This is a genomic window from Candidatus Poriferisodalis sp., assembly GCF_965237655.1.
In the GTDB taxonomy this organism is placed as follows: Bacteria; Actinomycetota; Acidimicrobiia; order Acidimicrobiales; family Poriferisodalaceae; genus Poriferisodalis.
Map to the genome: position 1 here is coordinate 549271 of NZ_CBDEGB010000002.1, position 25334 is coordinate 574604.

General features: G+C 67.4%; 21 protein-coding genes, 1 tRNA gene and 1 pseudogene. 15 read left to right on the forward strand and 8 right to left on the reverse strand.

Annotation, left to right across the window (positions count from 1 at the left end; translation table 11 throughout):
* Positions 1-30: 30 nt before the first annotated feature.
* Genes ACPXYO_RS10580 through ACPXYO_RS10590 form a run of 3 tightly spaced genes read right to left on the reverse strand, consistent with a single transcriptional unit; the run spans position 31 to position 1997 of the window.
* Positions 31-804: an SCO1664 family protein gene (locus ACPXYO_RS10580; protein ID WP_423920004.1), complete on the reverse strand. Its 774-nt coding sequence runs from the start codon at positions 802-804 to the stop codon at positions 31-33.
* Between the two features lie 9 nt (positions 805-813).
* Positions 814-1362, reverse strand: coding sequence for a DUF3090 family protein (locus tag ACPXYO_RS10585; RefSeq protein ID WP_423920007.1), 549 nt, complete (start codon positions 1360-1362; stop codon positions 814-816).
* Entirely contained in the window at positions 1359-1997 is a 639-nt protein-coding gene (locus ACPXYO_RS10590; RefSeq protein ID WP_423920010.1) for an MSMEG_4193 family putative phosphomutase, read from the reverse strand. The genes ACPXYO_RS10585 and ACPXYO_RS10590 overlap by 4 nt, the downstream gene beginning before the upstream one ends.
* Positions 1998-2081: 84 nt before the next feature.
* On the opposite strand from ACPXYO_RS10590, the gene ACPXYO_RS10595 reads away from it, so the two are divergent.
* Both ACPXYO_RS10595 and ACPXYO_RS10600 read left to right on the forward strand, forming a co-directional pair.
* Positions 2082-2831 carry a uracil-DNA glycosylase gene (locus tag ACPXYO_RS10595; RefSeq protein ID WP_423920013.1) on the forward strand — a complete coding sequence of 250 codons (750 nt, stop codon included), beginning with the start codon at positions 2082-2084 and terminating at the stop codon, positions 2829-2831.
* Positions 2797-3432 carry a hypothetical protein gene (locus tag ACPXYO_RS10600; RefSeq protein WP_423920015.1) on the forward strand — a complete coding sequence of 212 codons (636 nt, stop codon included), beginning with the start codon at positions 2797-2799 and terminating at the stop codon, positions 3430-3432. The genes ACPXYO_RS10595 and ACPXYO_RS10600 overlap by 35 nt, the downstream gene beginning before the upstream one ends.
* 23 nt (positions 3433-3455) lie before the next feature.
* On the opposite strand, the gene ACPXYO_RS10605 is transcribed toward ACPXYO_RS10600, so the two are convergent.
* Complete coding sequence (locus ACPXYO_RS10605; protein WP_423920018.1) at positions 3456-4640, reverse strand: Coenzyme F420 hydrogenase/dehydrogenase, beta subunit C-terminal domain; 1185 nt, start codon at positions 4638-4640, stop codon at positions 3456-3458.
* 117 nt (positions 4641-4757) lie between these two features.
* Here ACPXYO_RS10605 and ACPXYO_RS10610 point away from each other — a divergent pair, with 117 nt between their 5' ends.
* The gene (locus ACPXYO_RS10610; RefSeq protein ID WP_420621525.1) at positions 4758-5174 is read left to right on the forward strand and encodes a TIGR03668 family PPOX class F420-dependent oxidoreductase; all 417 of its coding nucleotides are present in this window, start codon (positions 4758-4760) and stop codon (positions 5172-5174) included.
* Positions 5175-5213: 39 nt separating this feature from the next.
* Here the strand turns inward: ACPXYO_RS10610 and ACPXYO_RS10615 are convergent.
* Positions 5214-5285 (reverse strand) — tRNA-Arg (locus tag ACPXYO_RS10615).
* A gap of 48 nt (positions 5286-5333) precedes the next feature.
* Positions 5334-6224, reverse strand: coding sequence for an ABC transporter permease (locus tag ACPXYO_RS10620; RefSeq protein WP_423920023.1), 891 nt, complete (start codon positions 6222-6224; stop codon positions 5334-5336).
* A gap of 209 nt (positions 6225-6433) precedes the next feature.
* On the opposite strand from ACPXYO_RS10620, the gene argS reads away from it, so the two are divergent.
* The gene (gene argS / locus ACPXYO_RS10625; protein ID WP_423920026.1) at positions 6434-8143 is read left to right on the forward strand and encodes an arginine--tRNA ligase; all 1710 of its coding nucleotides are present in this window, start codon (positions 6434-6436) and stop codon (positions 8141-8143) included.
* 21 nt (positions 8144-8164) lie between these two features.
* Entirely contained in the window at positions 8165-9553 is a 1389-nt protein-coding gene (lysA, locus tag ACPXYO_RS10630) for a diaminopimelate decarboxylase (RefSeq protein ID WP_423920028.1), read from the forward strand.
* 37 nt (positions 9554-9590) lie between these two features.
* Here lysA and ACPXYO_RS10635 read toward each other — a convergent pair.
* Positions 9591-9745: pseudogene (locus tag ACPXYO_RS10635) on the reverse strand (IS982 family transposase); the annotation flags it as partial.
* Positions 9746-9892: 147 nt separating this feature from the next.
* Between ACPXYO_RS10635 and ACPXYO_RS10640 the strand changes: the two are divergent.
* The 10 genes from ACPXYO_RS10640 (at position 9893) to rpiB (ending at position 24018) form a co-directional block, all read left to right on the forward strand.
* The gene (locus ACPXYO_RS10640) at positions 9893-10201 is read left to right on the forward strand and encodes a glycerol-3-phosphate dehydrogenase C-terminal domain-containing protein (protein WP_423920031.1); all 309 of its coding nucleotides are present in this window, start codon (positions 9893-9895) and stop codon (positions 10199-10201) included.
* A gap of 325 nt (positions 10202-10526) precedes the next feature.
* Entirely contained in the window at positions 10527-11807 is a 1281-nt protein-coding gene (locus ACPXYO_RS10645) for a homoserine dehydrogenase (RefSeq protein WP_423923810.1), read from the forward strand.
* 24 nt (positions 11808-11831) lie between these two features.
* Positions 11832-13232 carry a threonine synthase gene (thrC, locus tag ACPXYO_RS10650; protein ID WP_423920033.1) on the forward strand — a complete coding sequence of 467 codons (1401 nt, stop codon included), beginning with the start codon at positions 11832-11834 and terminating at the stop codon, positions 13230-13232.
* Positions 13233-13797: 565 nt separating this feature from the next.
* Positions 13798-16371, forward strand: a complete 2574-nt coding sequence (locus tag ACPXYO_RS10655; protein ID WP_423920036.1) for an RCC1 domain-containing protein — start codon at positions 13798-13800, stop codon at positions 16369-16371.
* 255 nt (positions 16372-16626) lie between these two features.
* Entirely contained in the window at positions 16627-18033 is a 1407-nt protein-coding gene (locus ACPXYO_RS10660; protein WP_423920039.1) for a hypothetical protein, read from the forward strand.
* 72 nt (positions 18034-18105) lie between these two features.
* Positions 18106-18363: a type B 50S ribosomal protein L31 gene (locus tag ACPXYO_RS10665; protein WP_423920042.1), complete on the forward strand. Its 258-nt coding sequence runs from the start codon at positions 18106-18108 to the stop codon at positions 18361-18363.
* Between the two features lie 97 nt (positions 18364-18460).
* On the forward strand, positions 18461-19537 hold the full coding sequence (locus ACPXYO_RS10670) for a hypothetical protein (protein ID WP_420621508.1): 1077 nt from the start codon (positions 18461-18463) through the stop codon (positions 19535-19537).
* A 33-nt stretch (positions 19538-19570) separates the two neighbouring features.
* Entirely contained in the window at positions 19571-20677 is a 1107-nt protein-coding gene (gene prfA / locus ACPXYO_RS10675; RefSeq protein ID WP_423920045.1) for a peptide chain release factor 1, read from the forward strand.
* Positions 20678-20710: 33 nt separating this feature from the next.
* The gene (prmC, locus tag ACPXYO_RS10680) at positions 20711-22255 is read left to right on the forward strand and encodes a peptide chain release factor N(5)-glutamine methyltransferase (protein WP_423920048.1); all 1545 of its coding nucleotides are present in this window, start codon (positions 20711-20713) and stop codon (positions 22253-22255) included.
* Between the two features lie 29 nt (positions 22256-22284).
* On the forward strand, positions 22285-24018 hold the full coding sequence (gene rpiB, locus ACPXYO_RS10685; protein ID WP_423920050.1) for a ribose 5-phosphate isomerase B: 1734 nt from the start codon (positions 22285-22287) through the stop codon (positions 24016-24018).
* A 164-nt stretch (positions 24019-24182) separates the two neighbouring features.
* Here rpiB and ACPXYO_RS10690 read toward each other — a convergent pair whose 3' ends face one another.
* A complete protein-coding gene (locus ACPXYO_RS10690; RefSeq protein WP_423920053.1) occupies positions 24183-24956 on the reverse strand; it encodes a recombinase family protein in 774 nt (257 codons plus the stop codon).
* Positions 24957-25334: the final 378 nt, after the last annotated feature.

Sequence of the window (25334 nt, forward strand, 5' to 3'; positions counted from 1 at the left end):
CTAGACCAGCGGCTGTCGAATTCTCGCTGGTTAGACCAGCGGCCAGGGCCAGCGACGGCCGCCGTCGTCGTCGGGGAACTTGCCGAAGTTGGCGAGCCACTCGGCTCGCTCCGCCAGCGCGCTGAACTCGTCGGGCCGCAGCCATTGCGACAGCGCGGGCGTCGGCTGCGCTGCCGATCCGATGGCCTCGGCGAGATCGTCGTCGAACGGTTCGCCGCCGAAGTCCCAGATGACCGTCCGCAGCTTGAAATCGCTTGCGAAGCACAGACCCTGATCGATGCCGTAGATCGGTCCCCAGCGCGACGCCAGGCAGTGCCCCGACTTGCGGTCGGTGTTGTTGGCGATGAGGTCGAAGGCGCAGATCCGCCGAAGGTCGGCATGGTGCCGATCTTCGTTGACCAGGGTGAAGTAATGCTCTTCGAAGTTGGCGTCGATGAACAGCTGGATCGAGCCCACGCCAAAGGGCCCGTCCCGCTCGACGGTGGGCGGAATGACGTGCCAGCCAAGCGCCTCCGACAGCTCGAACGCGGCAATCTCCCGCCGGTACAACCCGGAGGGGAAATCCCAAAGCGGACGCTCTCCCCGCTCGGGCTTGTAGATCGCTGCGGTCGGCATCGTGGGGTGGTCGATTCGCACCAGGAACGTGGCGTTGCTGCTGTAGGGCATCCGCCCCAGCACCGAGATGTCGCCCGTGCGCAGCACACCCAGGGCATCCGCCACGGACGCGTCCCAGATGACCGGCAATTCGAGTTGTGTGCCGTCTTCGTTCTTCGGCAGCAGGTGATGCGGGGCCAGTTCGCTCACGCCGGCCAATCAATCTCGGGGCGGGCGGTGCCCATTGCGCTGGCCGAAGTCGCGGCCTTCGGAGACCAGCAGCAGCGCTTGCTGCGCGAATCCGAGCGCCATCGCATAGTCGAGGTGGAAGCGAGCGCGACCGCCAGTGCGCTCGTCGTCATCAGCCAGTTCCTCGCCGACCGAATCTTCGTCGTCGTCGGGATCGTCGCTGTTGTCGTCGCTGTCATCGAGCTCGTCGCTGTTGTCGTCGCTGTCATCGAGCTCGTCGGCAATGACCACGATGACCTTGCCTTCGGTGTCCATGCCCGTCGCGAGACGGCCGACCGTCCATGCGGCGGTCACCGGCTCGACCAACTGGCCAAAGGTTGCCGCAGGACCCTCGTAGCTCTCGCCTTCGAGAAGTTCGCTGAGCAGGTTTGCCAGCGCCCAGACCTGCCCCTTTTCCAGCTTCAGCGAGACGACGTGATCGGCTTCTGTGGCCTGCAGGAAGAAGATCCGCTGGCCAGCCGGCCCGACCGTTCCCGCCACGAAGGCGTCCGGATTGCGCAGGTCGAAGTCGTCAGTCATGCCGGTGAGAGTGCCGCGAGGTCTGCAGTGCTGTTGGTAGCCAGCACCACGGGGCCGTCATTGCTGTACAGGATCGCAGTCACCGAGCACGGCGACACGACGATCCGCTGGAAGAGGTCGAGATGGGTTCCCATGGCGTCAGCCACCAATGCCCGTATGGGGTCGGCGTGGCTGACGGCGACAACCGTCGCGCCACGATGGCGGGCTGCCAGCTCACCTGCAGTCGCAGCGATGCGCGCCTGCATCTGGCGGAACGTCTCGCCGTCGGGGAAGCGGAAGCCGCTGGGATAGTGCTGCACCTGTGACCACGCGGCCAACTTGCGCAACTGGCTGAGCTTGCGACCTGTCCAGCGGCCCATGTCGAGTTCGTTGAGGCCGTCGTGTATACGCACGCTGCGTCCGAGGGCCGCACCAATCGGGGCGGCGGTCTCCTGGGCCCGTTCCAGCGGGCTGGCATACACCGCCGCGACGCGGCGTCCCCCCGCCGCAATGCGCTCGGCGGCATGCTGCGCCTGCTGGGTGCCGGCGTCGGACAGGTGCACTCCCGGACGACGGCCGTACAGCTCGACGCCGGTCGTCGGGGTGAGACCGTGGCGAACGAACAGCAGCAGCGTGGGTCGAGGTCGGGCTGGCACCGTGCCGAAGCTACTTGTCTGGGTCGCCGCGCAGCGGCGCCAGACGGCACGCGCGTAGCGCCGGCGACTGGCACACTCGCAGCGATGAGCGTCGCATCCCCTTCGTCCGGTAACGCCTCTGGCGGCGCAGCGCTGCGCTTGCTGAACGACGAGGTCGCGGCGTGCAGGCGCTGCGACCGGCTCGTGGCGTGGCGCGAGCAGACCGCTGCCGACAAGCGAGCAGCATTCGCCGACGAGGACTACTGGGGGCGAGGCGTGCCCGGCTTCGGAGATCCGGCGGCAGCGATTGTGTTCGTCGGGCTGGCGCCGGCTGCACATGGCGCGAACCGCACCGGTCGGATGTTCACCGGCGACCGTTCTGGCGACTTCCTGTACGCGGCCCTGCACCGCTGCGGCTTCGCAAATCAGCCGACCTCTGAGCGCGCAGGCGACGGACTGGAGCTGCGTGATGCGTACATCACCGCTGCGGTTCGCTGCGCGCCGCCAGCGAACAAGCCCACCCCGGCTGAACGAGATGCCTGCCGGCCGTTCCTCGAACGCGAGCTGGCGCTGCTCGTCAATGCCCGCGTTGCGGTCGCCCTCGGCGCCTTCGCCTACGGCGTGCTGTGCACGCTTGGTGGTGTGCGGCCTCGGCCCCGATTCGGCCACGGCGTGACCGCCGAGGTGTCCGCTGTCGGAGGATCGAGCGGCTCGGAAGCGTTGGGCGGGATCGCCCGCATCGTGTGCTCGTTCCACCCCAGTCAGCAGAACACGTTCACCGGCCGCCTCACCGCCGACATGGCCGATACGGTGCTTCGCGATGCGCGCCGGCTGGCGAATCTTCGATCCGCCTGAGGCATGGCGGCCTCTGCTGCTGCGGGGCGCGCGTCGGGTCGCAGCGGTGTTGGCGTTGGCGGGCGTTGTCGCATGCTCAACGACCGTGATTGAGGTGGCGCCGGCGACCACCCGAAATGGCGCAACGGATTCCGACGCGCCCCTCGGCAACCCCGGCACGCTTGCCCCGCCGACCGTTCCCGGCGACGGCGCTCCCGGGGTGCTCGCAATCGAGCCGCTGATCGCCTTCATGGATGCGTGCGTCGCCGACGCTGGGCTCGTGGGACCGTGCCACTGCGCCGCCGACCGCATGGAGGGCAACCTCACTGTCATCGATCTCGAGGTCTTTGAGGATCGCATGTCGGGCGCCCTGGAATTCTCTCCCGATCTTGCCGCAGCGCTCGTCGACTGCCGTGAGGCTGGACCGCCGGCGCAGTGGACCGAGGCCCAGCAGCAGGCCTACCTCAACGAGTGTTCTGCTGGCTCGGACCGCTTGCGCAGCTTGTGTGCTTGCTCGCTGGCCCGAGCGCAGGATGTGGTGCCGGCCCACCGGCTGAACCACTTCATGGCCAGCACCGAGGTCCGACCCGACATCGTCGACTTCATCAACCTCTGCCTGTGAGCTGACGCCGGCTGCGGCGGGGGCTACCTCTTTGTGGGCTCGGGCAGCAGCGCAGGCTTGTCCCAGGCGAACTTCGGCCAGCGTGCCCGCGACTTCTCGCTGAGCTTGTGCATGAGTGCGATAGCGCCCGGGTCTTCGTCGCCAGGACGCCCGATGAGCGAGCCGTCCGCAAGCATCTTCATGATGATCTCGCGGCCGATGTCGGTCCGGACGATGGTGAGGGTCCAGTCGCTGTACTTGCCGATGCCGCCGGTCGAGATGTCAGCGTGCTCGGCGGCGAAATCGGGGCAGTGGTTGCATCCCTCGCGGGTCCAAGCGTGGCATTCCTTGAGGTTGATCTCGTAGTAACCGCCGTCGTGCGTCCAGATCTGGAAGACGCCCTTGATGTTCGTCTTGCGGATGAGATGGCGGTCGAGCCCGTACTTCTGCTCGAACAGCTCCTCGAAGATGGCCTCGTCGAACGACTTCGAGCACAGCAGCCCGATGTTCAGCACGAACCGGTTGCCGACCTTGCCCACCTTGCGGGACTTGGCGACCGGCACGATCGAGCTCTGGCAGCTCATGCCGACCAGAGCGAGCTTCTGAGCGCCGGCCTCGATCGCCTCGTTGTAAGCGAGCGTGTTGGCCGAATAGGTGTAGCGGCTGCCAGCGCCACGCAGCACGTCGTCGCGGTTGAAGGCGACGCCCGGCGAGGCTGTCCACTGGTTGCCCTCGCCCTCGCCGACATAGGACGTCAGGGCGGCGTCGATGTAGCCGTGGTCGAGCGCCCAGATGAGGATCGCCGAAACCAGCCCGCCGTCCTGGCCGATCTCGTGGACGAAGTCGTCAGAGGCCCTTGTCAGGATGATGTCCTTGAACACGCCCGAAGGCTCTTCGCCCGTGCGGTGTCGGCCGAACATGAAGTCGTCGGCTTCGTCTTCCCAAGTGCGGAAGCGGGGGCAGGCGCGGGTGCAGCTTGTGCAGCCTTTCTGGCCGTGGCCGCAGTCTTCGAGCCCGAGTTCGGATTCGAGGTGGAACGGCATGAAGCCGCCCTGGACGTGCTCGTAGCCGATGACGTCGTGCGGGCAGGAGATCACGCAGCCGGCACAGCCCGTGCACAGCCCTGTGGTGATGACCTCGTCGTACAGCTCCTTCCACTGGAAGGTCCAGCGTGGCGGCGCGCCGCCCGATGCCGGGGGAGCCCCAGTCGTTGCCCCAGTCATTGCCATGGCCCAAGACTATGGCAGGTGCCTCGCGGACGGTCCGGGACGACCTGGTTCGGAGACCGTGGGAACATTGGCGCTCAAGTGCTGGATCGACGCCGCGGTGCTTTAGGGTGGCCCGCCGTGACCGAGGCCGAACTGCTGGCGCTGCTGTGTGAGGGTCGGGTGGCGACGCTAGCGACGATCCGTGCCGACGGGCGCGTCGATCTCGTGCCGTGCACGTACGCATTCGAGGACGACGTCGTGGTGACAGCCGTCGACCACAAGCCCAAGACGACCATGGACCTCAAGCGGCTCGACAATGTTCGACGCTTTCCCGAGGTCACGATGTTGATCGAGCACTACGACGACATGAACTGGGAGCGCCTGTGGTGGGTGCGCCTGCGCGGCCGCGCTGTGGTGCACACCGAGGGTGCGCAGCACCGACATGCGATCAAGCTGCTGTGCGAGCGCTATCCCCAGTACGCCACGCAGCCGCCGGTCGGCGCTGCCATCGTCATCCAGCGCACCGAGTTGACCGGGTGGTCAGCGGACAGCTGAGCCGGCGCAGCGCCCTCGGCCAGCATGGAGCCGGCGCAGCGCCCTCGGCAGGATTCGAACCTGCGCACATGGCTCCGGAGGCCAATGCTCTATCCCCTGAGCTACGAGGGCTGAAGGTCCGGGCTGAACTCGAATGTCCGGACTCAATGTCCGGCAAAGCTACCGACCGCTGTCGCGCCCCGCTCTGGCGAAGACGTCCAGCCGCCAACGCCGCACAAGGTTGGCGCGCCGGCTGCGAGGGTTCGCCGACGAGCCGTCGGGCACGGCTTGGGCGTACAGCGGCCGTGCCACGCGACCGTCGGGCGTCATCACCCTGCGTGCGGTCCCGAGCACCACGACAGCGACCGTGAACGCGACGCCCCCCAAGATCAGGAACATCACGATCATCTGTGCGGCGACGGCGTCGAGCGGGTCGGCGCCCGCCAGGATCATGCCGGTCATCGCGCCGGGCAATGCCACCAGGCCCACCACGCTGGTGCGTTCCACCTGAGGGACGAGCGCTGATCGGATCGCCTTGCGAACCTGCGGGCGGATTGCCGAGCTGCCGTCAAAGCCCAGGGCGAGCATGGCGTCGATTTGACCGCGTTCGTCGGACAGCAGTTCCTCAATACGTGCGGCTGCAGCAATCGTTGTCGGCAACGAATTGCCGAGCAGGATGCCGGCGACGGGCACCAGCGCTGTCGGCGTCAGGTCGAATACACCCAGCCCGAACGTCACTGCGAGGCAGACGCTCAGCGGCACAAGCACGGCCGTCACGATCAAGATGGTTGAGGGCTGGAACGGCTTGAGGCGCCGTGTGCGGCGCCGCACCACACCGGTCGCCAGCACCACCATGGCGGCCACCCACAACCACGACCACACGAGGGCGGCCTCGGGTCGCAGCACCACGATGAGCACGCCGCCCACGACCGAGAGCTGGACCGCTGCCCGTGCTGCCGCCACGACGACACCTCGCGTGATGCCGAGGCGCAGCCATGCCGATAGCACTACGACAGCGGCCACCAGAGTCAGGCTGGCGGCAACGTTTACCCACGTCAGGTCGAGATCCATAGCGCGAGGTTGTCACGCCGCCGAATCGCGCGGCATTCACGCCGCCGAATGTTCGGGGACACCCCGTGCGGCGAATTACACCGCGCCGAGAGCCGGGTGCGCTGGAGGCTCGTACATCGTCGGTGCCGGCGAGAAGGCAACGACAAACCACGGCTGTTCGGCCGCAATTGAACCCGGGATCAGCGTCCAGCAGGGGTAGCTTCGCAACGGTGATAGAGCAGGCGCTCACCGGCGCGATCGCAGGTGCCCTTGCGGGTCTTGGCATCGACGCCGACGGGTCACGTCTCCGTTTGGAACGTCCATCGCGAGCCGATCACGGCGATTGGTCGTCGAACGCTGCCATGGTGTACGCAAAGGCGGCAAAGATGGCTCCGCGCGAGCTGGCGGAACGCGTCGTGGCCCAGCTCGAGCTCGCGGACCTGCCGCACCTCGAACGCGCCGAGGTCGCCGGCCCAGGATTCGTCAACCTGCACCTGGCGCCGTCGTGGCTGCACGAGCTGCTGGTCTCGGTCCTGCGCGAGGGGACCGAGGGCTACGCCTGCCCCGACATCGGCCAGTCCCAGACCGTGATCCTGGAGTTCGTCTCCGCCAACCCAACCGGACCGCTGCATGCCGGCGGAGGGCGGTGGGGTGCGTACGGCGACAGCCTTGCCCGCCTGTTCCGTCGCTGCGGCTACGAGACCGTCACCGAGTACTACGTGAACGACCTCGGCGTGCAAGTGCAGCTCTTTGGACAATCGCTGGTGGCACGCATGACCGGCGAACCCGTGCCCGACGACGGCTACCACGGCGATTACGTCGGTGAGTGGGCAAGCGAACTAACAGCCGAACTGCGTTCAGGTTTGGAGGCAGAAGCCGATGTCGCGCAGTTGTTGCGGAAAGCGGCGCTCGAGGCGGGGCATGCGCCGATTCCTGTCGGAACCCCCATCGAAGTTCAATTCGCTGCGAAATCGGGCATGAGGCGCGCCCTGCGCGACATTGGCGAGTCGCTGTCGGCCATGAACGTCAGCTTCGACCGCTGGCAGAGCGAGGCCGCGCTCGTGGACTCCGGAGCCATGGACGACGCCATGGGGCGGCTTCGCGATGCCGGGTGGGTGTATGAGGAAGACGGGGCTGTCTGGCTGGCGACCAGCGAGCACGGTGACGACAAGGACCGGGTGCTGTACCGCAGCGACGGCGAACCCACCTACTTCGTGCCCGACATCGCCTACCACGACGCCAAGTTCAGCCGCGGCAGTCACGTCATCGACGTCCTGGGTGCCGACCACCACGGCTACGTACCTCGCATCGCCGCTGCGATGCAGATGCTCGGGCACCCGCCCGATTCCTACGAGGCGATCGTCGGCCAGAACGTGACGCTCATGCGTGACGGCCAGGTCATCGAGCTGTCCAAGCGCACCGGCACGATGGTGGAAGTGCGCGAGCTCATCGACGCGGTGGGGCCCGACGTGGCGCGCTTCGCCTTTCTGCTGCAGTCGATCGACTCGCGTCAGACCATCGATATCGACTTGCTGTCGGCGCAGGCCTCGGAGAACCCGGTCTTCTACGTGCAGTACGCCCACGCTCGGATCGCGTCGGTGGCTCGACGGGCTGAATCGGATGGGGTCGCGCCCGTACCGCCTGCCGGCACTGATCTGTCGCCGCTCGACGGCGAGCGCGAGCTGGCGCTGTTGCGAGCGCTCGAGGTGCTGCCCTCAGTGGTGGAGATCGCGCAGCGAGAGCGGGCGCCCCACAAGGTGACGACATGGGTGCGCGACCTGGCTGGCGCCTTCCACGGCTTCTACCACGACTGCCCGATCCTGCTCCGCGACGTGCCGCCGGAGGTTCGCGACGCTCGGCTTTGCCTGACTGAGGGCACGCGCATCGGCTTGGCGATCGGGTTGGACCTCCTCGGCGTGGACGCGCCGTCGGCGATGTGAGCAGGAAGTGACGGTCCGGCCATGAGCCCTGATTCACCCAGCACCGCAGCCGGTGGCACCGATGCGCCCACCGACGATCCCAGCGACCCGATCCCGTTCCGGCTGCTGCCGCAGACCTCCGAGGTCTCCGAGGAGGGGCGCCTGCGTGTTGGTGGCTGCGACCTGGTCGACCTGGCAGCTCAGTTCGGCACGCCACTGTTCGTCTATGACGAAGCGCACCTGCGTGCGCGCTGCCGCGAGGCCGTATCGGCCTTCGATGGGGGAGCGGCGTATGCCGCCAAAGCGTTCTTGTGCGCGGCCATGGCGCGGTTGGCGATCTCCGAAGGCATGGACATCGACGTGTCGAGCGGTGGTGAGCTGGCGACCGTGCTGCGGGCGTTCGATGGCGACACCGCCGAGAGCCTGGCGCAGCGGATCGTGCTGCACGGCAACAACAAGTCAGTCGCGGAGCTGGGGATGGCTCGCGCAGCAGGTGTGGGCCGCATCGTCGTCGATTCGGCGGACGAGCTGGACCGTCTCGACGAGCTGCACCGTGCCGACGGGATGGTGCAGCGGGTGTTGCTGCGGGTCACGCCCGGCGTGCGGGCTGAGACACACGAGTACATCTCGACCGGGCAGGCCGACTCAAAGTTCGGCTTCGGCATCGGCCAGGGCATCGCGGCGGCTGCCGTCGAGCGGGCGGCAGCGATGTCGTCGATCGAGCTCACTGGCATCCATTGCCACATCGGCAGCCAAGTGTTCCGCGTGGAGAGCTTGGCAAAGGCGCTGGACGTCGTCGCCGAATTCGCGGCTCCGCTGTTCGGCAGCTCGGGGCCGGCTGCGGGACGCCTCGACGAGCTGTCGATGGGCGGCGGCCTCGGTGTCGCGTATGTGGAATCCGAACGCGCACCCACGATCACCGAATGGGGAGCTGCCCTGTCGAGCAGGTGGGCTGCGCTCAGCCAGCGGCACGGCCTCGACGCGCGACTGGTGGCCGAACCCGGACGCGCCATCGCCGCGGCGGCTGCAGTGACGCTCTACACCGTGGGCGCGCTCAAGGAAGTGCCGGGCGTCCGGACGTACGCGGCGGTCGACGGCGGCTATGGCGACAACCCGCGCCCGATGCTCTACGGCAGCGACTACACGGCGTTCATGCCCGCCCGGGCCGCCGAGCATCGCCCCGACCGCGTGCGCCTGGTGGGAAAGCACTGCGAATCGGGCGACGTGATCGTGCGCTCTGCCCCGATGCCGGCGGGATTGGTTGCGGGCGACCTGGTGGCCACGCCGGTCACGGGTGCCTACGGCTACTCGATGGGTGCCCCGTACAACCGCATCGGCCGACCCGCCGTGGTGTTCGTAGCCGACGGCGATGCCCGGCTGGTTGTCCGCCGAGAGACCATCGACGACATGGTGGCGCTGGACATCCACTAGATGATTGGTTCCAAGGGTTTGGCGGTCGTATGCGACGAGTGAGCGCGAACGCGGCCGGAAGTTCTGCGGGGTGGCGAGCAGGTGCAGTCGCAGCCCCCAGGAACAGCGCGAGTGGGACCAGCAGTAACCGTATTGTGCCCATCCCGCGAGATCGGAGCGCTTGGCGGTGTCGCGGCTGCGGCCGCATTCGAGACGATGGCGTAGGGGTCGCATCGGAGGTGCGCCCGCTGCGGAGGCGGCAGGGGCTCGCGACAGCGACGACGACGGGCAGCCATTCCGGTGCGGTGAGCCCTGTGTCGTCGCGGCGGGGCGAGGCGTCGCTCGCGCAAGTCGGTCTCCATGTCACGCGAGGCCGAACTGCGAGTGGGCGCCGGACGGCTGGTCGACGGCGCACCGGTGCTCTCCGGGGAGGTCGACTGGGCGGTAGGCGTCGAGGCCGCCATGACGGTGGAAGACGTCATCTACCGCAGGACACTGGCCGCCTGGTTCCAGCCGCATCACCGAGCTGAACTGGCTGCAGCCGTCGCCGATCGCATGACGGAATTGCTGGCGTGGAGCCCCCAGCAGCGCGAAGAACAGGTTCATTCCGTCCAGCAACGATTCGCCGGAGAGTTGGAATTCTCTCGGGCCGCTGACAACGACGCCTGAGAACGACCGATGAGCCGTCAGCCGTTAGCCCACCGACCTAAGGCATTGCAGCGTAGGTAGTCGCCCGCCAATCGCGGTAGGGACGTGGCCACCGTGCGATTAGGCCTTAGCTACATAAGGCTCAATCGTGAAATAGGCCTCACACGTGACTGAGGGCGATGCTTGCGAGGCCGGATGTGCAGGGCAGGGAGCGCCACGCCGGGAGCTCCAGAGCCGAAAATGCTGCGGGAGCGCACGCACACTGCCGGTACCGTTTCGGCCGTGCCCGAAACAGCCGCCGAGCCCATGCACCACTCCCGCCGATGATCCGGGCGCGCCGCACCCGCTGCGCGTCGGCATCTTGGGCTGCGGCAATGTCGGGGCAGCGCTGGTGTCGCTGCTGCAGCGCGACGCCGACCATCTCGTTGGCCGCACGTCGCTGGGCTTCGAGGTCACCCGGGTAGCAGTTCGCAATCTCAGTGCCGAGCGATCGGTGGAACTGCCCGCTGGAGTGCTGACCCGCGACAGCGAATCGCTGGTGGTGGCCGATGACGTGGATGTGGTTGTCGAGGCGATGGGCGGCATCGAGCCTGCCCGGCACCTGGTTGCCGCCGCCCTCAATGCGGGCAAGCCCGTCGTGTCCGCCAACAAGGAGCTCATCGCCAATGTCGGTGAGGAGCTGTTCGCCGCGGCCGCGGCCAACGGCGTGGACTTGGCGTTCGAAGCGGCCGTAGCGGGCGGGATCCCGCTCATCGGCGTGCTGCGCAACTCGCTCGTGGGCGAGCGCATCACCCGGGTGATGGGCATCGTCAACGGGACGACCAACTACATCCTCACCCGGATGACCGAGGACGGGGCCGACTACGCGGAGGTCCTGGGCGAGGCGCAGCGCCTGGGCTATGCCGAGGCCGACCCGACGGCTGACGTCGAGGGATTCGATGCCGGTGCCAAGGCGGCGATCCTGGCGATGACAGCATTCGGCGCCAAGGTCGTGGCCGGCGACGTCTACGCCGAGGGCATCAGCGGGATCGGCAAGGATGACATCGCCGCGGCGGCCCGGATGGGCCATGTCATCAAGCTGCTTGCAGTCGCTGAGCGTCAGAACGGCGAGATCGCTGTGCGAGTGCATCCGGCGATGGTGCCGATCGACCATCCGCTGGCCTCGGTGCGTGACGCCTTCAACGCAGTCTTCCTCGAGGGCGAAGCCGTCGAAGATCTCATGCTCTACGGGCGGGGAGCGGGCGGCTTCCCGACCGCCAGCGCCATGCTGGGCGACCTCATCACGGTGTCGCAGAACCTGCGCCGGGGTGTCTGCGATGGCTTCGGCCCGCTGGCCGCGGCGCGGCTGCGGCCCATCGACGAGACCTACACCGCGTATCACCTGCAGTTCGACGTGACCGACAAGCCCGGTGTGCTTGCCGCGGTGGCTGGCGTCTTCGGCCAGCACGGGGTGTCAATCCGCTCGGTCGAGCAGACCACACGGGGCGGTGCCGCCGACGGCATCGCGCACTTGGAGTTCATCACCCACCGCGCTCGCGAAGCCGACGTGGCGTCAACGCTGCGCGACGTGCGCAACCTCGACGCCGTACGGAGCATCGGCAACGCGATCCGTGTGATCGGCGAGTAGCCGGCGGGATTGACTGGCCTAAGCATGCGTTACATCAGCACCCGGGGCGACGCCCCGATCCTGGAATTCGGCGATGTGCTGCTCGAGGGCCTGGCCTCCGACGGCGGGCTGTATGTGCCCGTTGAACTGCCGGCGATCAACGCGAGCGACTTGGCCGACTTTGCAGGTCTGGAGTACCACGAGGTGGCAGCACGGGTGCTGGCTCCGTTCGTAGCGCCGTCACTCAGTGTCGATGATCTGGCCGCACTGACCCTCGACGCGTACTCCACCTTCACCCATCCCGACGTAGTGCCGAACAGCCGGTTGGCGGCGGGTGAATACCTCGTGGAGCTGTATTGGGGGCCGACGCTGTCGTTCAAGGATGTAGCGCTGGCGCTGCTGGGCCGTCTGTTCGAACACGAGCTCGCCCGGCGCAGCACGACCATGACGATCGTGGGCGCCACCTCAGGAGACACCGGATCGGCAGCCATCGATGCGTGCCGCGATCGTGAGGGCATCGAGCTGGTGATGCTGCATCCGGCTGGCCGGGTCACCGAGATCCAGCGGTGCCAGATGACCACGGTGGACAGCCCGAACATTCACAACGTGGCCATCGACGGCACTTTCGACGATTGCCAGGACTTGGTGAAGGCGCTGTTTGGCGACCGACCGTTGCGCGAGCGGATGCGGCTCGGAGCGGTGAACAGCATCAACTGGGCCCGCGTGGCTGCGCAGACCGTTTATTACGTGACCACTGCGGTGAGACTGGGCGCACCCGAACGGGCCGTGTCGTTCTGCGTTCCGACCGGCAACTTCGGCAACGTTCTTGCGGGCGACGTGGCCCGCCGCATGGGCGTCCCGATCGACCGGCTCGTGGTTGCCACCAACCACAACGACATCCTGGCTCGCACCCACCGCACCGGCGATATGGCCATCAGCGAGGTGCGGCCCTCCACCAGCCCGGCCATGGACATCGGAGTGTCCAGCAACTTCGAACGACTGCTGTTTGAGCTGGGCGGCCGCCGCGGCGCTGCACTCGCAGCCGACATGGCTCACTTCCGTGCAAAGGATTCCTTGGCATTGGCGCCTGATGTACTTGCTGGCCTGCGTGCGGGCTTCGATGCCGGCTCCGCGAGCGAGGACGAGGTGGCGGCCACGATTGCCGCCGTCGACGAAACCGACGGCCGGCTCATCGACCCGCACACCGCAGTGGCACTCACGGTGGCGCGCCGTGACGCTCCGCCCGGCGGATGGACCACTCCGATCGCCGTCATGTCCACCGCCCATCCGGCCAAGTTCGGCGAGGCGGTAGTCGAAGCCACCGGCCGGCAACCCGAGCTGCCACCGTCGCTGGCCGCCCTTGCCGACCGAGACGAGCACCTCACCGCCCTCCCGAACGACCTCGCCACCCTCCGCGATTTCGTCACCGCCCGCTGCACACCTTGATGGTGCTCGGAATCGGCGGAACTGCTGGCTTCTGCGGAGATTTGACGGGGTTGTGATGGCGATGAAGAAGCCACGGAGGCCGTGGGAGATTCATGAAATAGCGTGATGCTCGCTTCGATCGTGGGGTGCCTGCGAGAGAGAGGGTGTGCGATGCGAAGGCTCGGGTTTGGAGTTGGGGTGTTGTTCGTGGCGCTGGGTGTGCTGATGCCGGTGGCGTCGGGCGCTCAATCCGACAGTGGTCCTGCGCCGGAGACTTCAACGTCGCCGAACTTCAACGTCGCCGTCGAACACAGTTCCTTCGTTCGCGTGTCCGGACGATCAGCACGAGCACACCTACACGGGCAGCCCGTGGTGCCATAGCGATCACACAGCCGAGAACGGTGACTGCCGTATTCATCGGCCTGACGGCACCCATGCGGACGGCCGCCATACGCACATTTACACGGGCAGTGCGTGGTGCCATAACGATCACACGGTTGAGAACGATGATTGCCGTACTCATCGATCTGACGGCACACACGCGCCTAACCCGTGCAGACCCGACCCCGCAACCGCGAAGTACATCATGCTGGCGCCTGGCGGCTCGCATGCCTGCGGCCTGCAAGTCGAGGGGACGATCGGCTGCTGGGGTTCGAGCGGTGTCGGCCAGACCGATGCTCCGTTAGGCACGTTCCGGTCGCTCGCTTCAGGCGGCAGTCACACGTGCGCCGTTCGCACTAACGGCACCCTCGCGTGCTGGGGTTGGAACAAGCAGGGCCAATCGGAACCTCCCGATGGTGCGTTTGCCACCGTGTCCTCAGGCCCTGCACACTCCTGCGGCTTGCGAGTCGATGGCACGGTCGGATGCTGGGGCGACAACGACAGTGGCGAGGCGGACGCGCCAGTCGGACGATTCACAGCCGTTGAGGCCGTCTGGGACGCAACGTGCGGCCTGACCATCCGCGGCGAGATTGAGTGCTGGGGAGGCAACTTCATCGGGCGGAGGGGGGCACCCGCCGGGCCGTTCTCAGTCATGTCGGTCAGTGATGACGGCGGTGTGGCTTGCGGAGTGCGCGACGACGGCACGGCAGAGTGCTGGGGTCGCGACTACGCGAGCGTCTCGAACCCGCCATCGGGGGAGTTCACCACGATCGAGGCGAGCGGATTTCATGCGTGCGGGCTCCGTGTCGACGGCACGGTCAACTGCTGGGGCGACGACGACCTTGGCCAAGCCTCAGCACCGGCAGGACGGTTCAAGGCGATCACCGTGGGCAACGATCATTCATGTGCTGTGCGCGTGGACGGAGCCGTCTTCTGCTGGGGGAATGTGAAGGAGTCCCAGGCCCAGCCTCCGGCCGGGCAGTTCACCGACGTCACTTCCCGGTGGGACCAGAACTGCGGCCTGCGCATCGATGGTGCAGCTGTGTGTTGGGGCGCGGGCTACGACCGCCGCGATATCGCGCCTGGGGGCAGGTTCAAGTCGATCGGCACAGGCGACTGGCACGCTTGCGGAGTACGTGACGGCGGCGCAGTCGAGTGCTGGGGGTGGAACTTTGCACGACAACTCAATGTGCCCGAAGGCCACTTCACCTCGGTCAGCGGCGGCAGCTACCACACGTGCGCGCTGACTGTTCAGGGAAGCGCCACCTGCTGGGGCGAGTTCGGCACTCCAGAAGCCCCCGGCTACTACAGCCCGGAGGAATCGTTTGACTCTCTCGACTCTGGAGGTAGCCGCGCGTGCGGCCTTCGCGCCAGTGGGACGGTCCTGTGTTGGGACGATAGGGGCCCGGTGGACGCGCCCTCGAAGCAATTCTCGTCCATTTCCGTCGGCGCGGGGCATTCGTGCGGAGTCTTGACCGCTGGCGAGATTGAGTGCTGGGACTTCAATGACCGCGGCCAAGCCGAGCCGCCTTCGGGGCAGTTCTCGTCGGTGTCTGCGGGCGAAGGGCTGTCGTGCGGGTTGCGCACCGACCACACCGTGACCTGCTGGGGCTGGAACCAATGGGGACAGACGAACGCGCCCGCGGGTCACTTCACCCAGGTAGTTGCAGGAGCTTGGCACGCATGCGCCCTCCGCCCCGACGGCGGAATCGTGTGCTGGGGCGACAACAACGACGGAGAACTCGAGGCGCCAGAAGGGAACTTCGCTCATCTCGCGATTGGCCGTAATTTCGCATGTGCGATGCGCCCGCAGGGCACCGCGGAGTGCTGGGGCAACGGCGGTCGCGGCAGATTCGCGCCCGCCCAAGAGGCTGCAGCGTCGGCAACGACACTGACCGGCGCACGCGCGCTGATAGATGTCAGTCTCACCCATGCCTGCGGGCTGGACGGTGACGGAACGATGACGTGCTGGGGAAACGTCGATGCTCAGCCGCCGTCATCGCAGTTCTCGACGCTGGCGGTAGGCGACGGGTTCTCCTGTGGCCTGCGCGCCAATGGCGCCATGACGTGCACGGGAGCGCTCAGCGAGATCGCCTTCGACGGCGGAGGTCGTCGCTACCGGTCGATCTCGGCCGGGACGTCCATGCTGTGTGCGCTTGGCGTCGACCGCGGGGTCGCCTGCTGGACCCGTGAGGATCGGGGATCTCACATCGCCGCGCCCGGCGGCACCTTCGTCTTCGTCACGGTCGGGCACCAATCTGGCTGCGGGATTCGTGACGACGGTTCGGTGGATTGCTGGGATTACCTGTCGACGGAGAATGGCCTCAATCAGGTCAACCCACCGGCGGGACCGTTTACGACAGTCTCGGTCGGACCGGACGGAGTTCTGGCGTGCGGCATCCGCGAGAATCAGACCGTCGCCTGTTGGGGTGATGACCATTTCAGCCGGACCAGGGTTCCTTACGGTCGCTATACGCAGCTCGCCATCGGCCGGAATCACGTCTGCGCGCTGCGAGCAACAGGCGACGCCGAGTGCTGGGGCAACGGGTCGTTCCCAAGAGGGCGCCCGCCGGACGACCGTTTGATCGCGATTGCTGCTGGGCAGGATCACACCTGCGGTCTGAGGCCGAATCGAACGCTGGTGTGCTGGGGCGACAACGACCAAGGACAGACCAAGGCGCCCAGCGGCAATTTCATTGCACTGGCGTCCATGGGTGACCGCACGTGCGCACTGCAAGCCGACAGATCTGCCGTGTGCTGGGGCAAAGGGTTCTCATAGCCCCCGCACCGCTTCTGCCCGAGGTGGCAATCCAAACGACTGCATTGCCTCCAACAGCCACTGGTAGCCGTCGGGAATCGTCGCCGGTAGCGTCAGCACTGATCGACGGTTCCTCAGTGCAGGGCTCGCTCGGGCGTCACGGGACCGGATCGCTGTGTCGGGCGCCAAGGCCCGGCACAGGAAACGCAGACTCATTTCGCGGCCCGAGCGGCGTCGCGAAAGCAGGCCGGAGCTTCTGAGGTAGCCATGTCGGACATGCCGGATCGTGCCTTGCTGGAGGCCAAAGAACGGGACGAACTGCTTCAGATCGCCGCGGCGCTCGGCATCGAGGTAACACCCCGTGCCCACAAGAGCACGATCATCAGCGCCATCCTTGCGCCCGAAGGTGCCAGCGATGCTGGCGGAGACGAGACAGAGGATCCCGCCGACGCCGACGCCGAAGCTCCCGTGGTCACGACACGCACCCGTACCCCAACACCGCCGCCCGAACCTGTCGCTTCGAGCGATGCCGGCGCCGATGCCGATGCCGATTCGCCACCGGCCGTCGATGATCGGGGCGCGCCAGCAGCGGATGCCAGCGATACGCAGCCCGACGATGAGGGATCCGGGCCCGATGTGCCGGTGGCCGAGGAGGGCAATCGCCGCAGCCGCCGCCGCGGTCGAGGCCGCGACGACGCACCGATTGTCGGCGAGACCGTGCATTGCGATGGCCTGCTGGACCTGCGAGACGAGGGCTACGGCTTCCTGCGCACCAACGGTCCGCTGCCTTCGGCCGACGATGTCTATGTCGCGGCCCGGCAAGTGCGTCAGCACGACCTGCGACGCGGCGACCGGATCACCGGCGTCAGCCGTCCAGCGGCCCGCAGCGAGCGCAACCCTGCGCTGCTGCGTCTCGACACGCTCAATGGCGAGTCGCCGCCCGAAAAACCTGACCGACCGCTGTTTGATGACCTCACGCCGGTGCTGCCCACGGACGCATTGCCGCTCGCGGGCGGACAGAGCGCAGGAACGCTTGCGGCCATCGACGACCTCGCCCTGATCGGAATGGGCTCTCGCGGCCTGATCACGGCGAGCGGGACGCGCTCTGCATCACCACTGGTGGCGGCAATGGCCGCTGCCATTGGCGACCAACATCCAGACATCCACCTGATCGTGCTGCTCATCGAGGAGCGGCCCGAGGACGTCACCGAGTTGACCCGCCGGCTGGAGACCTCGGGCGAGGTTCTGGCATCTACGTTCGACCGGCCGCCCGAAGAGCACCTCGCCGTGGCGGAGCTCACGCTGGAGCGCACGAAGCGCATGGCGGAGTCTGGAGACGACGTCGTGATCCTCTTCAAGGGATTGACGCGGCTTGCACGTGCCTACGCGGCAGGTGGGAATGGGCGACACCAGCCCGCCGACACCGTGGGCGCAGCCATCACGTCGACGCTGCGGTTTTTCGGAGGCGCCCGGAACCTGGAAGACGCCGGCTCCATCACCATGGTGGCAACGGTGCGTACGTCAACGGGCAACCAGGTCGACGACCTGGTTGCGGCGCGGCTGCGCGAGGCGGCGAACCTCGAGATAGCGCTCACTGGGGGCCTGCCCGGAGTCGCTGATCTGGAGGCCGGCGAGATCTCCTTGGACCGCGACCGCAGCTTCAGCCTCGGTGAGCACCGTTGATCTGCACTCGATGCGGTTGCACCCCCGGCGCCTTAGACTGATTGCCCCGGAACCTTCGAATCAGGGAACACGATGAAGAGCGACATCCATCCGAACTACCGGCCCGTGGTGTTCCGCGACGCCAGCGCCGACTTCGCGTTCCTCACCCAGTCCACGGTCGAGACCAACGACACGATCGAGTGGACCGATGGCAACACCTACCCGCTGGCCCACGTTGAGCTGTCCAGCGCCAGCCACCCCTTCTTCACCGGGCAGATGAAGATCGTCGACACGGCGGGCCGCGTGGAGCGCTTCGAGCGCCGCTACGGCCAACGGAAGCGGCGGAGCTGAACGGGCCACCGGTTCGGCGCGGCCGGCGGGTGCTACGAGCATCACCGATGGGCCGGCACCGCAGTCTCGAAACGCCCCACGCCTGACGGCAGCCACCATGGCGCTCGACGCTGATCGCATCCGGGCCCTTCACGCGGCGAAGCTGCGAGCCCTGGCCCGTGCCGTGCTTGACGTGGATCTGGCTGAGGTCTCGGGCACCGATGACGGAGCCCTGGCCGTTGCCTCCGATGCCGAGCCGGCAGTGGTGTGCCTTGCCCAGGAGCGAACGCAGCGAGCGTTGGGTGGCGCGTTGGCGCTGGCGGTGCGCTCTGGTTGCGACGGCGTGCATGTCTTTGCTGAGAACCACAGCGACGTGCTCGCTCGGCGGGCAGCGTGCTTTGTCCCAGCACCGATCGTGTGGCAGATCGAAGGGTCCGGTGCCACCATCGCCGAGGCGGCGCCGCGGTCGACCGAGCCCCCACCTCCGCGTGCGCCTGAGCTGGTAGCGCTGCTCGGCGCTGCCGGTGTCGAGGTCACGGTCGAGCACGGCGTGATCACGGGCGAGGTGGAGGGTCTCGAAGTGGCCCGCATCGTCGCTGTGCCCTCCAGCGGCGACACGGGAGCCAGCGACGACGACGGCGATTCGGGCGATGTACGCGAAACCTCGGCGGAGTGGCAGATCGAGGTCGGAGTTGGTGCTCACGATCGCGAGGCCTTCTCGTTGCTGCACGCAGATGAGCCGACAACCGAGGCCATCCGTCGCGTCGCCGACATAGTGCGGAGCCATCGCACGCCGGGAGCGTCTCCCCACCCGCTCAACCGCATGGGTGCGGCTCGCTGGCTTCGCTCGCTGCTGATACGGCGACCGGATCTCGTGGGTGCAGGCAGGCTGCGAGCGGCGTCGTCGCCGCTGCCTCGAGGGGGTCCAAAGGACCCGGCGCCCGCTGTGGCCTACGGCCTGACGCCCGACGGCCGCCGCTTGGTGGTGGTGGTGTGCGTCGGCATCGACCTGGACGTGGTGCCGTTCGCAGCCGACGCTCGGTTGTTCCTCGATCCTGACGCCGAACTGGTGGTTGCGCTGCCTCGTCGCGACGCCCACGAGGTCATCGCAAACATGGCGGCCCGGCTTCGCAGGCCTGCACAGATCGTCGAGGTCGACGACGGGTGGCGCACTATCACCGCCATCGATCACTGATCCGCTCACTACCCCCGCAGTTAGCCTGAACGCGTGTTGGGCGCTCTCGAAGCCTTCGAATCTGAACGGCTTGTCGCGCTCGAAGCCGAGCGGGCCGAGCTGGAACGGAAACTCGGCGAAGGCGCTGCCTCGGGCGACCGAGCGCAGTTCGCCGAACTCGGCCGGCGCCTCGCGCGGATCGGCGAGATCATCGACGTCGCCCACGAGGCTCGAGATGCACAGGCCGACGCCGAAGCTGCCCAGGACCTTCTCGACGCCAGCGACGGCGACGATGCGGCCGAGGCCTCAGAGATGCTGGAGGTCGCGACCGAGCGAGCAGCAAGTCTCGACGAGCGGCTGAAGGATCTGCTGCTGCCCCAGGATCCAAACGACGAGCGCGATGTCATCGTGGAGATCCAAGGGGCCGAGGGCGGCGAGGAAGCCAACATCTGGGCACGAGACCTGTTCGAGATGTACCGGGCGTATGTGGCCGCGCAGTCGGGATGGTCGTTCGAGCTGCTCGGCAGTCAGGACAGCGACATGGGCGGGTTCACCAACGTGACGTTCGCAGTGCGCGGACCCGGGGTGTGGCGGACGCTGAAGCACGAGGGCGGACCGCACCGAGTGCAGCGAGTACCGGTGACCGAATCCCAAGGCCGCGTCCACACATCGTCGGCGACAGTGAGCGTGCTGCCCGAAGCCGAGGAAGTGGACGTCGAGATCGATCCGAATGATCTCATCGTCGACACGTTCCGCTCATCGGGACCGGGAGGCCAGTCGGTCAACACCACCGATTCGGCGGTGCGTGTCACCCACAAGCCCACCGGGGTGGTGGTGTCGATGCAGGACGAGAAGAGCCAGCTTCAGAACCGAGCCAAGGCCATGCGGGTGCTGCGCTCGCGGCTCCTGCAGCTCCAGCAAGAGGCCCACGCTGCCGAGGTGGCAGCCCACAAGCGGGACCAGGTCCGCGGCGGAGGCCGCTCCGAGAAGATCCGCACCTACAACTTCAAGGAGAGCCGGGTCACCGATCATCGCGTCGGTCTCACGATCTACAAGCTGGACCGGGTGCTGGCCGGCGAGCTGGACGAGATCGTCGACGCTCTCGCGAGTGCTGAGCGCGAGCAGCTCTTGGCTGCTGCGGTCGCCGACGGCGGTGCTTGACACCGTCGCCGGGGGAGGGAACGGAGCTCGGTCATGGCCCATCCCGACGGGCTGACGCTGGGCGACCTGTACCGGGGACTGCGTGCGCAGTTCGAGGCTGCCGGTGTGCCCGAACCCGAGGTGAGCGCGCGCCGCATCGCGGCCGAAGCCAGCGGGCGCGACGCCGCCGTGGTCGCCCTGTCACCGCACACGCCGATGACTGTGCGCATGGTGGCGCACGCCGACGCCATGGCCGCCCGTCGGGTGGCGGGCGAGCCGCTGCAGTACGTGCTCGGCAGCTGGGGTTTCCGCAAGCTCGACCTGGCCACCGACCGCCGTGCGCTCATCCCTCGACCTGAGACGGAGGTGGTGGCGGGCATCGCCATCGATTGGCTCCAAAGGACAGTGCGCCGCCGTCGTCTGGCAGAAGTGAACGTGGCCGATCTGGGCACGGGGTGCGGCGCGATCGCTTTGTCGATCGCACACGAGGTGCCCCAGGCCCGCGTGTTCGCCACCGACAGTTCAGCCGACGCGCTGGCGCTGGCGGCAGCGAACATGGCTGGTCTGGGGAGTGCAGCCACCCGTGTCTCACTGCATCAAGGGAGCTGGTTCGAAGCACTCGAAGGACTGCACATCGGGAACGACTGCGTGACCGAGCTCCGGTTCCAACGACTTGATCTCATCGTGTCCAACCCTCCGTATGTGGCCGACGGCGATGTGCCTTCCGCTGAGATCGACGACTGGGAGCCACACGAGGCGCTCTACGCCGGACCGGACGGACTCGACGCGGTACGCACGATTGCGCGTGACGCCCGCAGCTGGATGGCACCGGGCGGTCTGCTCGTGCTGGAGATCGCGACGGCACAGGCACCGGCGGTCGCGGCCATGGCGGTCGCGCGCGGTTACGAAGAGGTGCGAATCGAGCGCGACTTGGCGGGCCTCGATCGGGCGCTCGTTGCGTCGCGCCCGCGCTCTGAACCCGACGCATGGACCATTGACCAAGCGGCCGAACGGCTGCGCGCCGGTGAGTTCGTGGTCGCACCCACCGACACCCTCTGCGGGGTCATGGCCCGCTACGCCGACACCGACGCGGTCGCCCGTGTGTGCGACGCCAAGGAGCGTCCCCACAGCGAGCCCATGCCGATCCTGGTGTCCGGCCTCGAACAGGCCGACGAACTAGTGGAGCTGTCCCCACAAGCCCGCGCGCTCGCGCAGCGACACTGGCCGGGTGGTCTGACGCTGGTGGCACGGCGCCGAGGGGGTCCAGACCCGTTGCACGGCCGGGAGACCTTGGGAGTCCGAGCACCGGCGCTGGGTTGGCTGCGATGGCTCATCGACGAGGTCGGACCGGTGACTGGCACGAGTGCCAACCGTCACGGCTACGAGACGCCGGCCGGCGCCGTGGAAGCAGCAGCGAGCCTCGCTACGCGTCCGGGCGAGATGGCCTCGCCTGGACGGATCATCCGCGGACGGGCACTCGGGGGATTCGCCTCCACCGTGGTGGATGTCACCGGAGACAAGCCCGTTGTCCTGCGAACCGGTGCCGTGCCCGCCGAATCACTCGAATTCCCAGAATTTCCCGAAGAATCTGGCGCCTGAGGGGCAACGGCGGCTGCGAGACTTACGCGGTGGCTCACGACAATTTCCCGATCACGCCTGCGCCAGTGATTGCGCTCGCCGCCGATCACGCTGGCTGGGAACTGAAAGATCGCTTGGCGGAGCACCTGCGTGCAGGCGGTTACGACGTCGTCGACCTCGGCACGAACGGCCCCGATTCGGTGGACTATCCCGACTTCGGTGCAGCGCTGGGCGAAGCTGTCGCGGCTCGAACGGCGGAGCTTGGCGTGGCCGTGTGCGGCAGCGGCATTGGCATCGCCATGGCCGCCGGCAAGGTGGCGGGCATCCGGGCCGCCACGGTCCACGACGAGACCTCGGCCCGGCTCGCCCGCGAGCACAACGACGCCAATGTGCTCTGCCTCGGCGCCCGCCTGCTCGATACAGACCTGGCGACAGGTGCGCTTGACGCCTTCCTTGGAGCGGCCTTCGAGGGCGGGCGCCACGAGCCGCGGGTCCGCAAGATCGACGGGAATCCACGCAGCCCCGCCCACCCGCGGTCTGCGAGCTGGGCACCGCTCGCCGATCCCGAGATCGAAGCGGTGCTCGAAGCCGAACTCGAACGCCAGATGACCTCGCTGCAGCTCATCGCGTCGGAGAACTTCGCCTCTCCCGCAGTGATGGCCGCGACCGGCAGCGTGCTCACCAACAAGTACAGCGAGGGCTACCCCCGCCGCCGCTACTACGGCGGCAACGCGAACGCCGACATAGCCGAGCAGCTCGCCATCGACCGGGTGAAGGGGCTCTTCGGCGCGGAGCACGCGAACGTGCAGCCGCACTCGGGCTCGCAGGCCAACGCTGCGGTGTACTTGGCGTTGCTCGACACCGGCGACACCGTGATGGGCATGAGCCTCGACCAGGGCGGTCATCTCACACACGGGTCGCCGGTGAACGTGAGCGGGCGGCTCTACAACTTCGTCAGCTACGGCCTGACGCGAAGCGACGAGCGGATCGACTACGCCGCGATGGCCGAGCTGGCCCGCGAGCACCGGCCCAAGCTGATCGTGGCGGGCGCAACGGCCTATCCGCGCCGCATCGACCCGGTGCCGTTCCGCGAAGTGTGCGACGAGATCGGCGCGGTGTTCATGTTCGACGCCGCGCACATCGCCGGGCTGATCGTGGGCGGCGTGCACATCAACCCGGTGCCGTACGCGGACATCGTCACGTTCACCACCCACAAGACGATGCGCGGACCACGCGGCGGAACGATTCTGTGCACTCAGGAATATGCCAAACGCATCGACTCAGCGGTGTTCCCCGGCAGCCAGGGCGGTCCGCTTGATCACGCGGTTGCCGCCAAGGCGGTCGGCTTTGCCGAGGCCGCACGCCCGGAGTTCGCCCAGTACCAGGCCCGAATCGTCGAGAATGCAGCAGTGCTGGCTGACGCGCTTGGCAGCCACGGTTTCAGGCTGGTCTCGGGCGGCACCGACAACCACCTGCTGCTCATCGACCTGCGGACGTTCGACGCCGACCTGACGGGCAAAGTGGCGCAGGAAGCACTCGATGCGGCCGGCGTGACACTGAACCGGAATTCGATTCCCGACGATCCCCGTTCGCCGTTCGTCACCAGCGGCCTGCGCATGGGCACCCCGTCGGTCACCACCCAAGGCATGGGACCGACCGAGATGGCCAAGATCGCCGAGTTCACCGCACGGGTGCTGCGGGCCCCAGATGACGAAGGAGTCATCACCCAGGTGCGCGCCGAAGTAGCCGAGCTCTGCGCCGCTTTCCCGCCCTACGACCGCTGACCACGGTCTGCGGCTGGGGCGGCAGCGCATTTGCCGAGACCGAGCGGCTGTTTCCGGCCGAGAATTCGGCTCTCCACACTCTCATCGCTCACAAAACCTGCTGGTCAGAGACATTTTTGGCTGCGCCTGAAACGTTCGTATTGTATGCAGCCCCGGACGTCTCGTCAAGCCGCTTCTTGCGCCGGTTCTCCGCCGGGGTGCTGTGGAGGCGATTGGGTGCCGATGTCCCGCTGCTGTCGGGCCTGTCGGTGGGCTTTTGCGGCTGCGTCGTGGTCGAGTGTGCGCAGCAAGGACGCGACCGACGATCGGCTCCATGCGGTGCTGCCGGTGGGCGTGGGGATGCTTGCTTGGGTGAGCGCGGCTGCGATCTGGCCCTGGCTGTGGCCTGCTGAGCGCAGCTGCGCTGCGAGGGCCTTGGTCGATTCCGCGTGGCGGCTGGGACGCCCCAGTCGCTGGCCGCGCAGTCGTGCTGCATGCAGTGCGTCGGTGGTGCGCGCCCGTGCCATGGCGGCTTCGAACTCCGCTATGAGGGCGCGAACCCCAACGAACAAGCGGCTTTCGGGGCCTGCTAGGCCCGCAGGGGCGTCGAGGGTGACGAGCTTCCAGCCCTCGGCCTCGGCGCGCTCGTAGAGCCCCAGCAGCTCGATCACCGAGCGCGCCAGCCGGTCGCCGCGCGCGGCCGCGAGCACGTCGGCGTCGCCGCGGCCGAGTTTCTCGAGCGCTTCGCGCAGCTGCGGGCGGCGCTGGGCGGGGGTGGTGCCTGAGACCGCGTCGTCGGTGATGCGCTTGACCACATGCCAGCCGCGTGCGGCTGCCTCTTGGTCCACGGCGTGGTGCTGGGTGTCGGTGCCCAGGCCCGACTCGGCCTGCGCGCCGGTGGACACCCGCGCGTAGGAGATTGCTCTCGCACAGGGGTTTGCATACGTTCGTTCAGTCATAGAACGACTGTACCTGAAAGGAACGGTTCAGACACAACAAGGAGAACCGTTCATGACGGCATCAGCCCGCAGCACTCGGCCATGGCTCCATCGGATCTCGAAGACCAAGCCGCCGATCCGAAGACGGCGGCCGCGTCGAACCTTGGGCGGCCTCGGCATCTTGCTGATCGTCATGACGACCTTGGTGGTAGTGCCATTGGCAGAGACCGATGACGCTGTGGGCGCTCACACGCTCACGGAGGAGCGTTGCGATTTCGACACCATCTCAGGAGCGCCATTCAATTGCCGCGATGTGCCCGTCTCCCATACCCACGACACGTGCGGTCACCCGTCACAACACGCTCACGACGGTCGCGGCTGCCATCCAAGAACGGATGT

Bases quoted from the DNA above. Each gene is read 5' to 3' on its own strand.
- prmC (WP_423920048.1), top strand. From the start codon at position 20,711: ATGGCCCATCCCGACGGGCTGACGCTGGGCGACCTGTACCGGGGACTG.
- ACPXYO_RS10655 (WP_423920036.1), top strand. From the start codon at position 13,798: ATGCTGGCGCCTGGCGGCTCGCATGCCTGCGGCCTGCAAGTCGAGGGG.
- lysA (WP_423920028.1), top strand. From the start codon at position 8,165: ATGAGCCCTGATTCACCCAGCACCGCAGCCGGTGGCACCGATGCGCCC.
- ACPXYO_RS10670 (WP_420621508.1), top strand. From the start codon at position 18,461: ATGGCGCTCGACGCTGATCGCATCCGGGCCCTTCACGCGGCGAAGCTG.
- thrC (WP_423920033.1), top strand. From the start codon at position 11,832: ATGCGTTACATCAGCACCCGGGGCGACGCCCCGATCCTGGAATTCGGC.
- ACPXYO_RS10660 (WP_423920039.1), top strand. From the start codon at position 16,627: ATGCCGGATCGTGCCTTGCTGGAGGCCAAAGAACGGGACGAACTGCTT.
- ACPXYO_RS10585 (WP_423920007.1), bottom strand. From the start codon at position 1,362: ATGACTGACGACTTCGACCTGCGCAATCCGGACGCCTTCGTGGCGGGA.
- ACPXYO_RS10600 (WP_423920015.1), top strand. From the start codon at position 2,797: ATGCGCGCCGGCTGGCGAATCTTCGATCCGCCTGAGGCATGGCGGCCT.
- ACPXYO_RS10665 (WP_423920042.1), top strand. From the start codon at position 18,106: ATGAAGAGCGACATCCATCCGAACTACCGGCCCGTGGTGTTCCGCGAC.
- ACPXYO_RS10595 (WP_423920013.1), top strand. From the start codon at position 2,082: ATGAGCGTCGCATCCCCTTCGTCCGGTAACGCCTCTGGCGGCGCAGCG.
- ACPXYO_RS10690 (WP_423920053.1), bottom strand. From the start codon at position 24,956: ATGACTGAACGAACGTATGCAAACCCCTGTGCGAGAGCAATCTCCTAC.
- ACPXYO_RS10605 (WP_423920018.1), bottom strand. From the start codon at position 4,640: ATGGCAATGACTGGGGCAACGACTGGGGCTCCCCCGGCATCGGGCGGC.
- ACPXYO_RS10640 (WP_423920031.1), top strand. From the start codon at position 9,893: ATGTCACGCGAGGCCGAACTGCGAGTGGGCGCCGGACGGCTGGTCGAC.
- ACPXYO_RS10620 (WP_423920023.1), bottom strand. From the start codon at position 6,224: ATGGATCTCGACCTGACGTGGGTAAACGTTGCCGCCAGCCTGACTCTG.